Annotated in this window: 9 protein-coding genes and 1 pseudogene; 4 read left to right on the top strand and 6 right to left on the bottom strand. The window is 65.4% G+C overall.

Features of this window, described 5'->3' with window-relative positions:
• Positions 1–207, top strand: a pseudogene (locus tag JHD07_RS22420) (DUF2147 domain-containing protein); the annotation flags it as partial.
• Between the two features lie 252 nt (positions 208–459).
• Positions 460–813 (top strand): hypothetical protein, encoded by a 354-nt coding sequence (locus JHD07_RS22415; protein WP_291625879.1) that lies wholly within the window; start codon positions 460–462, stop codon positions 811–813.
• Between the two features lie 161 nt (positions 814–974).
• Here JHD07_RS22415 and JHD07_RS22410 read toward each other — a convergent pair whose 3' ends face one another.
• The 3 genes from JHD07_RS22410 to JHD07_RS22400 all read right to left on the bottom strand — a co-directional run bounded on the left by JHD07_RS22410 (position 975) and on the right by JHD07_RS22400 (position 3,475).
• Complete coding sequence (locus JHD07_RS22410) at positions 975–1,244, bottom strand: hypothetical protein (RefSeq protein ID WP_291625877.1); 270 nt, start codon at positions 1,242–1,244, stop codon at positions 975–977.
• 189 nt (positions 1,245–1,433) lie between these two features.
• Positions 1,434–2,798, bottom strand: a complete 1,365-nt coding sequence (locus JHD07_RS22405; RefSeq protein ID WP_291625875.1) for a HAMP domain-containing sensor histidine kinase — start codon at positions 2,796–2,798, stop codon at positions 1,434–1,436.
• Positions 2,795–3,475: a response regulator transcription factor gene (locus tag JHD07_RS22400; RefSeq protein WP_291625873.1), complete on the bottom strand. Its 681-nt coding sequence runs from the start codon at positions 3,473–3,475 to the stop codon at positions 2,795–2,797. Before JHD07_RS22400 ends, JHD07_RS22405 begins: the two co-directional genes overlap by 4 nt.
• A 348-nt stretch (positions 3,476–3,823) precedes the next feature.
• Between JHD07_RS22400 and JHD07_RS22395 the strand changes: the two genes are divergently transcribed.
• Together JHD07_RS22395 and JHD07_RS22390 are read left to right on the top strand one after the other, a co-directional pair.
• A complete protein-coding gene (locus JHD07_RS22395; protein ID WP_291625872.1) occupies positions 3,824–4,711 on the top strand; it encodes a MipA/OmpV family protein in 888 nt (295 codons plus the stop codon).
• Between the two features lie 6 nt (positions 4,712–4,717).
• Entirely contained in the window at positions 4,718–5,458 is a 741-nt protein-coding gene (locus JHD07_RS22390; RefSeq protein ID WP_291625871.1) for a hypothetical protein, read from the top strand.
• A 56-nt stretch (positions 5,459–5,514) separates the two neighbouring features.
• Here JHD07_RS22390 and garD read toward each other — a convergent pair whose 3' ends face one another.
• From garD to JHD07_RS22375, 3 genes are all read right to left on the bottom strand, one after another.
• Positions 5,515–7,056 carry a galactarate dehydratase gene (garD, locus tag JHD07_RS22385; protein ID WP_291625870.1) on the bottom strand — a complete coding sequence of 514 codons (1,542 nt, stop codon included), beginning with the start codon at positions 7,054–7,056 and terminating at the stop codon, positions 5,515–5,517.
• Positions 7,057–7,182: 126 nt separating this feature from the next.
• Positions 7,183–8,631 carry an aldehyde dehydrogenase family protein gene (locus JHD07_RS22380; RefSeq protein WP_291625868.1) on the bottom strand — a complete coding sequence of 483 codons (1,449 nt, stop codon included), beginning with the start codon at positions 8,629–8,631 and terminating at the stop codon, positions 7,183–7,185.
• Positions 8,632–8,970: 339 nt separating this feature from the next.
• A complete protein-coding gene (locus JHD07_RS22375) occupies positions 8,971–9,876 on the bottom strand; it encodes a LysR substrate-binding domain-containing protein (RefSeq protein ID WP_291625866.1) in 906 nt (301 codons plus the stop codon).
• Positions 9,877–10,168 lie beyond the last annotated feature (292 nt).

Raw genomic sequence — 10,168 nt, 5'->3', positions numbered from 1 at the left:
GGCCAGACCCTCACGCTGCGCGGCTATCTCGGCATCGCGCTGCTCGGCAAGGACGAGACCTGGACGCGTCTGCCGGACGCCAACATCGCCCAGGTGGATCCTGCGATCGTCGCAAAGTACCTGCCGGCGCAGGCTGCGGCCGCGAAGCAGCCGGCACCCGCACCGAAGAAGGGCGGCGCCATGATGGCGCCGGCCCCCAAGCAGTAAGGGCGCCGGCCGCGCCGCGCGGCCTCAATAGCTCTTGCTTTGGCACGCGGTTTTCCCTCGTCACCGGGCCGCTGGTCCGTGCCGCCACGTCGCTCCTCGTAGTTCCCCGGAATGCGCGCTGGCGCTGGATTTGCATAGCTGTCCGCAAAGCTGCCGGGGGAACGAGTCGCCGCCTCCGCGCCTGCCGCGCACCGTGCGGACGGCGGACGGCAGCGTTTGCCCCGCGGCGATCACTTCGACCGCGGAGATTACATGAGACCTGCAAGACAGTGTGCCGCCGTGCTGCTGGGGCTGACGGTCGTGGTGCATTCGGCGTCGGCGCGTGACGACGGCCGGTTCGCCAACTCGCCCCTGAAACCCTGGTTCGAGAGTCTGCACAGCGAATTCGGGCAATGCTGCTCGGATGCCGACGGCTACGTCATTGCCGACGTTGATTGGGAGACCGATCGTGGTCGCTACCGCGTGCGCATCGACGACGAGTGGGTCGTGGTGCCCGACGGCGCCGTGATCACCGTTCCGAACAAGTTCGGCCGCACCATGGTGTGGAAGCACTACGTCGACGGCCATCCGCGCGTGCGCTGTTTCATGCCGGGCAGCATGACGTAGACGCGCGTCAGTCCGCGTGAGGTGGAAGAGGCCGTCATGCCCGGGCTTGTCCCGGGCATCCACGTTCTTGGTGCCGCTGAGTGAGACGTGGATGGCCGGGACAAGCCCGGCCATGACGTGGTGGAGAATTCAGCGCGCAAGAAGTGATCGTTGGCGCGAGCTCAGCGCGCCTGGTTATTCGAACCCGCGCTCGCGAACCGCTTCGTCCGCGGCGACAGCACGGAGGCCTGCACGGGCGACGCCGGCATGCCGGCGACGATCATCGCAGGGCTTGCCGACTGTTCCTCGACGCCGGCGCCCCCGAGTATCTGGACCTGCGTCGCCGTGATCGGAAACGACGTCACTTCGTAGGAGGGAAGCTCGCTTGCCAACGCCGCGGTCGAGCCCGCGATCATGGCACCGGCAACGGCAATCATCGAGAGAACACGCATTGGAAATCTCCGTGGAAGATGTCAATCGGAGGTTTGGTCGCCGCGATGGCGGAACAGGTTCGCCGGTATGCGAACATTCCCGTTACCCATGGCGCAGATATTGATTGCGTGATGCGAAGGGACGAAACGCGGAAGAAATTTTCCGCGCCGATGTTTCCGGACGGTTTCGCGGGAAGCGCCGATGCCCGCTCAGCCCTCTTGCAGATCAAGCTGCGGAGCTTTGACGGCGTCGGCGGTCACGGGGAAGCGCAGGCTCATCGCGGTGCCGCGGCCCGGCGCGGACGAGATGATCAGCTCGCCGCCGTGCGCGGCCATGATCTCGCGGACGATCGATAGGCCGAGCCCGGCGCCGTCGCCGGCGGTGTTGCCGGTCTGAAAGGGCTCGAGCAGCTTGTGTTCTGCGCCGCCGGGCAAGCCTGCGCCGTCGTCGTCGATCGAGACGCCGTCGCGGCTCAGTGAAGCGACGATGCGGCGCGCGCCGCGGGCATGGATCAGCGCGTTGCCGACGAGATTGGCAAGCGCGCTGCGGATCGCGGCATCGACGCCCTGCACCAGGACCGGACCTTTCTCGGCCCGGTCGAGCGCGAGCTCGATGCCGGCGTCCAGCGCCGAGGGACCGAAGTCGGCAAGCACCTCGATCGTGATCTGGGCGAGATCGATCGGCCGCTTCTCGACCGCGTGATTCTGCAGCCGCGCCAGGTCGAGCATGGCGGACACCAGCGACGTCAGCCGCCTGACGTCGCGCACCAACTCGGCCCTCAGGGCTGGCTCGGGCACGTCTTCGATCTTCGCACGCAACAGCGTGAGCGGCGTGCGCAGTTGATGGGCCGCGTTGCCGAGAAAGCGGCGTTGCATCCTGATATAGGCGTCGATCTCGCCGAAGGCGCGGTTCAGCGCCGCGACCAGCGGCTTCAGCTCCGAGGGAACCTCCGACAGGGATATCAAGCCTTGCGGCGCCGACGGATCGATCGCGAGAGCGCGACGCGCGACCCGCTCGATGCTGCGCGAGACGTAACGTGCAGCAAGCGCCGAGCCGATGGCAACGGTTGCGGCAAAGGCCAGCGCCACGAGGATGATCGAGAAGACCCTGCGGAGGAGAAACGTCCTTGCAATCCGGCCGAAGCGGACCCGAGGCTCGCCAACCATCATCCCGAGCCGCACCGAGCCCCGTTGTATGGCGGAGAGACAGAACGTGCTGTTCTGGTCGAGGGTGCTGAAGACGGACGTGCCGACGGGCCCGCGGTAGGGAAACACGAAGGGGAGGGCGGGCCGATGTTCGGTGCCGTACTCGCTGAGCAGCTCGCCCGCGGACACGACGTACCAGAGGTTCGGGCTGTCCGCCTTCAATTCCTCGAGGGCAGGAGTCGAATGTACCGTCAGTTTTTGTCCTTCGATGACCGTCGCGCGATCGAGAACGGCAGCCACGACCTGACAGGACCTGAACTCGCGTTCCTCGGTCGGATACCGCCAGATGAAGATGCCGAGCATGAGCAGGAAGATCGTCGTCGCCGCGATGCCGAGCGAGAGCGAAAAGGTCCGGGCGATCGACGTCATCGCGGCGTTGCCAGCCGCAGGATGTAACCGATGCCCCGCATGCTGCGGATCTCGACGTCGCCGCCGAGCTCGACCAGCTTTTTCCTCAGGCGCGAGACCTGCGCTTCGAGCGTGTTGGACTCGATCTCGTCGTCGAAACCATAGATTTCCTCGATCAGGGCGGCGCGGGTGATGACGCGGTCGCGCCGCATCAGCAGCGCCCCGAGGATCAGCGCCTCGCGCCGCCGCAGCAGGATCCTGGTGTCGGCAACGACGGCTTCGTTGCTGCCGAGATGCAGCTCGACATTGCCGAGCGACAGCACGACAGGCGCGAGCAACCGGGGCCGGCGTAGCACCGCGCGTACGCGCGCAATCAATTCCTGCGGCTCGAACGGCTTGCCGAGATAGTCGTCGGCGCCACCGTTGAGGCCCTCGATGACGTCCTCCTTGGCGTCCCTGGACGTCAGCATGATGATCGCGGGCCGTTCGGCTGACCGGTTCAGCGCCGTGACGACCTGGAGCGCATCTCCGTCGGGCAACATCCGGTCGACGATCGCAAGATCATATTTGAAATTGTGCAGCGCCTGGCGGGCATCGGCGATCGAGCCGACGAGATCGACGATCCCGTGCAATTGCCCGAGCAGCCGGCTGACATAAGCGCCGATCTGCGGTTCGTCTTCGATCACGAGGGAACGCACGCGGGTCGTCCTTGACTCTGCTGGGCAACGATATCGCGAGCGTCACGCTCCCTGGCCGAAGTCTGGCGCTTCGGCTCCTGCGCAGGGTTCCCATTAATTCAGCGAGCTTGGCGAATAAAAGGCAGACGCGGGCGGGCTCACCGGCACTGCGGACCAAAGTTTGGGGCGTGAGCGCGTCCCGGCAATGTTCGGGCAATGTTGGTCCGGCGAGCCTTCGCGCGGCGGATACTGCCAACGGGCGGGCCTGCGGCTCTTGCGTTGCAATCTTCGGGCAATTTTGCCGGACCACATGCTGGGCTCCAACCACAACAATCGACCAGGCCGGTAAGGCCGGTCCGGGGCCCCGTAATGACACGTCTTAGAGAAGCTGCTCCCCGCCTCACGGTGAATGCGCGGTTGACGACATCCTTGCTTGCCGCACTCGGCGCGATCGTGACCATCCCTCAATCCGCATCGGCGCAGACCGCGTTCACGCTGCCGGCGCCGCCATTCGAGCTGCCGATGCTGCCCTCGGCGTCCGGAAACTGGACCGTCATGGTGGGCATCGGCGGTGAATACAGGCCTGAGTTCGCCGGATCGAACAACGGGAAGTTTCTGCCGATTCCGATCTTCTCCATCCGCCGTTCCGGCTCGATCGAGCAGTTTCGCGGCCCGCGCGACAGCGCCAGCATCGCGCTGCTCGACGTCGGTAATTTTCGCGCCGGCCCCGCGTTCAAATACGTGGACTCCCGCAAGAGCGACAAATATTCCGAGCTGACCGGCCTTGGCAATGTCGACGCCGCATATGAACTCGGCGGCTTCGTCGAATATTATCTGGTCGACTGGCTGCGCCTACGCAGCGAGTTGCGCCAGGGCATGGGCGGCCATACCGGCACCGTCGCGGACGTTTCTGCCGACGTCATCGTGCCTCTGATCCAGAGGCTGACGATCTCGGCCGGCCCCCGTTTCACCTGGAAGAGCACCAATGCCGTTGCGCCGTATTTCGGCGTCGATGCCGTGCAGGCGCTGGCATCGGGGCTTCCGAGATATGACGCCAGAGGCGGTGCGCACTCGGTCGGCTTCGGCAGCCAGATCTCCTATCGCATCAATCCACAATGGGAGGTTCACGCCTATGTCGAGTACGAGAAGCTGCTGGGCGACACCGCAGACAGCCCGCTGGTGAAGCTGCGCGGATCGTCGAACCAGACCACCGTCGGTGTCGGTGCGTCCTATTCGTTCGATTTCAGGATTCGATGAGCCGCCATGCGCCGCATTGCATTTCTGTGGATCGGCCTCACGGCCTTCTGCATCGCCCTCGGCGCCGCGGCGGCGTTCGAGACGCGCGCGAGCCGGATCCAGGCGATCAAGACCGTCGGCATCGTCTCGGCGATCGGCGAGGAGATCAGCCTGACGCGAGCCGGCCTGACCGGACTCGGCGAGGCCGCGCAGAGCAGCTCGATCAGCGCGTGGGGACTGGACGAGCTGATCGTCCAGCAGGCGACGAGACTGCTCAGTGGACGCTTTCGCGTGCAGCCGGTGACCTACAGGCGTGCCGCCTTTGCTGCGATCCGGGATTCGGTGGTTGCGCCCGTCAATCTCTTGCGCAGCGATCCGTTCAAGGAACTGGTTCGTAGCGATGTCACACCGCAGGGACTGGATGCGTATATCGTCATCACCCGGGCAAGATCGAAGCTCGGAAACGGCCGCAACATCGAGGGCGTCGGGCTCGCCGAATACCGGACGCTGCTTGCTGACTACGGGCTGATCCATGCGCTGTACGAGGTTCGCGTCATCGACGGCAAGTCGTTCGACGTGATCGATAAGCGCGCGGCGGCGCCGCTCGACAACACCGGAACGGTGAGGGTCGGCGGGCCGAGCGGGCAGGTCGATGGGCCGTTCGAGAAGGCCGGATCGAGCGAAGGGCTGCGCGCGGCGATAGCGGACCTCATCGTCCGCAGCCTGCCGCTCACGCTCGGCGACATGCACCTGATCGACGATCCGTGACGGTTCTGTCTGACGCGTTCTTGGGCGAACCGGAATTTACTTGGCTCGAAAACGCCTCAGGTCACCGGCGCGGGATTGAACAGCGTGAGATCGTTGTGGATGCCCCAGCGGTCCGACCACGGCTTGGTGCGGCCGGAGGCGACGTCGAGGATCAGCCGGAAGAGGTCCCAGCCACATTCCTCGATGGTCTTCTCGCCGGTGGCGATGCTGCCGGCGTCGAAATCGATCAGGTCTTTCCAGCGGCGGGCGAGCTCGCTGCGGGTCGCGACCTTGATCACGGGCGCGGCGGCCAGGCCATAGGGCGTGCCGCGGCCGGTGGTGAACACCTGCAGGGTCATCCCGGAGGCGAGCTGGAGCGTGCCGCAGATGAAGTCCGAGGCCGGCGTTGCCGCGAACAGCATGCCCTTCTGTGTCGCCTTCTCGCCGGGCGAGAGCACGCCTTGAATCGCGCTCGAGCCGGACTTCACGATCGAGCCCAATGATTTCTCGACGATGTTGGCAAGGCCGCCCTTCTTGTTGCCAGGCGTGGTGTTGGCGCTGCGGTCGGCGCCGCCCCGGGCCAGATAGGAATCGTACCAGGCCATCTCGCGTACCAGCGCGCGGCCGACGTCCTCGTTGATGGCACGGCGGGTGAGCAGCTGGATGGCGTCGCGCACTTCCGTCACTTCCGAGAACATCACGGTGGCGCCTGCGCGCACCAGGAGGTCCGCGGCAAATCCGACGGCGGGATTCGCGGTGACGCCGGAGAAGGCGTCGCTGCCGCCGCATTGCAGGCCGATGACGAGATCGGAGGCCGGGCAGGTCTCGCGCTCGCGCGTATTGAGCACCTTCAGGCGGGCTTCGGCCTGGGTCATGATGGCATCCACGATCGCACCGAAGCCGTCGAAGGCCTCGTCCTGCATGCGAATGATGGCATCGCTGACGCCTTCCGGCACCAGCCGCTCCGGCGCGAGCTTCTCGCAACCGAGGCCGACGACCAGGATCTCGCCGCCGAAGTTCGGATTCAGCGCGAGGTTCTGCAACGTGCGGATCGGCACGACTGCATCAGGAGCGGTGATGGCGACGCCGCAGCCATAGGCGGGGGTCAGCGGCACGACGTCGTCGACGCCAGGATATTTCGGCAGCAGCTCGGCGCGGATCCGCTTGACCGCATACTCCATCGTGCCCTTGACGCATTGCACGGAGGAAGAAATTCCAAGGATGTTCTTGGTGCCGACCGAGCCGTCGGGATTGCGATAACCCTGGAAGGTGAAGCCTTCGAGCGGCGGCTGCGCGGCGGGAATGGCGGTTGCGATCTCGAGCTTGTCGAGGTCAGGGGCCTCCGGCATGCGAATGCGCGCTTCGTCCACCCATTCGCCGGCCAGGATTGGGGAAAGCGCGTAGCCGATCACCTCGCCATAGCGGATGATCGGTGCGCCTTCCGCGATGTCGACCAGCGCCGTCTTGTGTCCCTGTGGCACGAAGGAACGCAGCGTCAGGCCGCTGGCGAAGCGCGATCCGGCGGGCAGCCCGAAATCATTGACCACGATTGCGACATTGTCGCGCTCGTTGAGCTTGATGTAGCGGGGCTGCTCTTTCGCTGCGACGTCCTGGTCCATCGCGGACTCCGGGATTTGTAGGGTGGGTTAGCGCAGCGTAACCCACCAACGCCTTTGTCCTGGGAAGCAGAAGAGGTGGGTTACGCTGCGCTAACCCACCCTACGATCTCTACGGTCGACGGCGTCTCAGCCCGGGAACGTGTAGGCGGTCTTCACCGTGGTGTAGAACTCGCGCGCGTACGAGCCCTGCTCGCGGGCGCCGTAGCTCGAGCCCTTCCGGCCGCCGAACGGCACGTGATAGTCGACGCCGGCGGTCGGCAGGTTGACCATCACCATGCCGGACTCGCTGTTGCGCTTGTAGTGCGAGGCGTATTTCAGGCTGGTGGTGCAGATGCCGGAGGCGAGCCCGAACTCGGTGTCGTTGGAGATGGCAAGCGCCTCCTCGTAGTTCTTGGCGCGGATGACGGCGGCGACCGGGCCAAAGATTTCCTCACGCGCGATGCGCATGTTGTTGTTGGCTTCGGTGAACAGCGCCGGCTGGAGGTAGTGGCCGGGATTCTCGCGCTTGAGCAGCTCGCCGCCGAAGGCGAGCTTGGCGCCTTCCTCCTGGCCGATCTTGATGTAGCGCAGGTCCTGGTCGAGCTGGCTCTGGTCGACCACCGGGCCGATATGCACGCCGGCCTTGAGCGCATCGTCCACCGACAGGCTGTTCAGGCGCTCGGCCACCGCGGCGACGAAACGGTCGTGGATACCCTCGGTGACGATCAGGCGCGAGGAGGCGGTGCAGCGCTGGCCGGTCGAAAAATAGGCGCCGTTGACCGCGACTTCGACGGCGGTCTTGAGGTCGGCGTCGTCGAGCACGACCAGCGGATTCTTGCCGCCCATCTCGAGCTGGAATTTCTTCATGGGGTTCGAGAGCACGCAGGCCTGCGCGATCTTGCGACCCGTCTGCACCGAGCCGGTGAAGGAGATCGCGGCCACGTCCGGGTGCTCGAGCAGGGTCTGGCCGACCACCGACCCGGAGCCGACCACGAGGTTGAATACGCCGGCGGGAATGCCCGACCGGGTGATGATCTCGGCGAGCGCATGCCCAGAGCCAGGCACCAACTCGGCCGGCTTGAACACCACCGTGTTGCCGTAGCAGAGCGCCGGGGCGATCTTCCAGGCGGGAATCGCGATCGGGAAGTTCCAGGGCGTGATCATGCCGACGACGCCGACCGGCTCACGGGTCAGCTCGACGTCGATGCCCGGACGTACCGAAGCGCCCTTCTCGCCGATCAGGCGCAGCGCTTCGCCGGCGAAGAACGCAAAGATCTGGCCGGCACGGCCGACCTCGCCAATGCCTTCCGGCAGCGTCTTGCCTTCCTCGCGGGCGAGCAGGCGGCCGAGCTCTTCCTTGCGGGCGAGGATTTCCAGAGAAATCTTGTTCAGCGCATCAAAGCGCGTCTGCGGGGTCGATTGCGCCCAGGCAGGAAAGGCGGCCTTGGCGGCGGCGATGGCCTTCTCGGTTTGTGCCTTGTCGGCCTTGGCGTATTCGCCGACGAGATCATTGGTGTTGGAGGGGTTGATGTTCTTCGTGACGCCGGAGCCGTCGACCCATTCGCCGCCGATGAAGTTCTTCAGGATTGCCGTCATCTTCTTCCTCCCTGTTCAAGGGGCATGATTCCATCGGAAACTGCTTTCCGGGATCATGCCCGACGTGTTCTAACGCACGAGGCACGGACGTTCGTTCTCGAAGGTCCAGCCCTGGATCAGCTCCTGTATGGCCATAGCCTCAACCCGGGCGCCGAGTCCATGCTTCTTGTCGCGTTCATGTGCCGCGTGGATGGCCGGAGGTGCGTGCTTGCGAGTTTCAGGACGCTATTCTGCAGCCTGTTGTGACGATCGCATGGCGGGCAGCTTCTGCACCAGCACTGTCAGCTCCGCCATCTCCTCCTCGGTGAGGTCGGTACATCGTCCGATCTGGGTTGAGCATCAATCCTCCGGCGCCTCGGCGGAGGACAATTCGCCGGCGATCTTGACCAGCGGCGACAGCAGCGGGTTCTCGTCATCGCGGCGCCAGACCATGAACAGCTCGACGGGCACGCGGTTGCGGAGTTTCAGCGGCCGCAGCCGCACGTCGGAGATCTTCAGACTCGTCGCCGCGGCCGGCACGATGGCAAGGCCGAGCCCGGCACGCACCATGGCCAGGATCGAGTGGATCTGGCTGAGATGCTGAACGTAGCGCGGCAGCACGTCGGCGCGGGTGAACAGCGCCACCAGGAGGTCATGGAAGTAGCGGCTCTCATAGGGCGAGTACATCACGAAGGGCTGGTCGTCGAAATCCTTGATGGTGACGCTGTCGGCGTTCGCCAGCGGATGCTTCTTCGGGATGGCCGCGAGCAGCGGCTCGGCGACGACGCGGCGGCTGGCAAGCTCGGGCCGCGCGATCGGCGGCCGCAGCAGGCCGGCGTCGATCTGGCCGGAGGTGAGCGCCTCGAACTGGTCGCCCGACACCATCTCCTTCAGCGAGAAGTCCACCTCGGGCAGTCTGGCACGGCAGGCGGCGATGAGATCGGGCAGGTAACCGTAGGCCGCGGCCGCGGTGAAGCCGATCTTCAGCGAGCCGGTCTTGCCGAGCGCGATGCGGCGGGCGACCTGCGAGGCGCTCTCCGCGAGCTTGAGGATGCGCCGTGCTTCCGGCAGGAAGCTGCGCCCCGCGGGCGTCAGGCGGACAGAGCGGCTGGTACGCTCCAGAAGCGGCGCGTCGATGATGTGCTCGAGCACCTGGATCTGCCGGGACAGCGGCGGCTGGGTCATGTTGAGCCGCGCGGCGGCGCGGCCGAAATGCAGTTCTTCCGCCACCGCGACGAAACAGCGGAGCTGGTTGAGGTCGAACATCGATGCATGCCTTAGATGGATAAGGCGCTTCCCCGGAAGCTCTAGCATCGATCATCCCTGATACAAAGACGGCGGCCGTGAAGCCGCCGTTGAGTTGCCTGGTCGAACTCCCATGGGAGCCCTCAGGAGAAACGTTGGTGCGTCGTCGGCTCTCGCTCTCGCAGATGACCACCGTCAGGAGTGGTAGAGGCGCACGCCGCGGCGTGTCCAAGTTCAAGCGGGTATCGATCGATACCGTTTTTGGATTGATCGAACGGCAGGTGAGGGGAGCGATGCCGGCATCAAATAGAAT

Source organism: Bradyrhizobium sp., from assembly GCF_016462955.1.
In the GTDB taxonomy this organism is placed as follows: domain Bacteria; phylum Pseudomonadota; class Alphaproteobacteria; order Rhizobiales; family Xanthobacteraceae; genus Bradyrhizobium.
Note: the sequence above shows the minus strand (reverse complement) of the source record. Positions and strands in the feature narration are given on the sequence as shown.

Coding starts and splice junctions, on each gene's coding strand:
- JHD07_RS22415 (WP_291625879.1), top strand. CDS start 460: ATGAGACCTGCAAGACAGTGTGCCGCCGTGCTGCTGGGGCTGACGGTC.
- JHD07_RS22410 (WP_291625877.1), bottom strand. CDS start 1,244: ATGCGTGTTCTCTCGATGATTGCCGTTGCCGGTGCCATGATCGCGGGC.
- JHD07_RS22405 (WP_291625875.1), bottom strand. CDS start 2,798: ATGACGTCGATCGCCCGGACCTTTTCGCTCTCGCTCGGCATCGCGGCG.
- JHD07_RS22395 (WP_291625872.1), top strand. CDS start 3,824: ATGACACGTCTTAGAGAAGCTGCTCCCCGCCTCACGGTGAATGCGCGG.
- JHD07_RS22390 (WP_291625871.1), top strand. CDS start 4,718: ATGCGCCGCATTGCATTTCTGTGGATCGGCCTCACGGCCTTCTGCATC.
- garD (WP_291625870.1), bottom strand. CDS start 7,056: ATGGACCAGGACGTCGCAGCGAAAGAGCAGCCCCGCTACATCAAGCTC.
- JHD07_RS22380 (WP_291625868.1), bottom strand. CDS start 8,631: ATGACGGCAATCCTGAAGAACTTCATCGGCGGCGAATGGGTCGACGGC.
- JHD07_RS22375 (WP_291625866.1), bottom strand. CDS start 9,876: ATGTTCGACCTCAACCAGCTCCGCTGTTTCGTCGCGGTGGCGGAAGAA.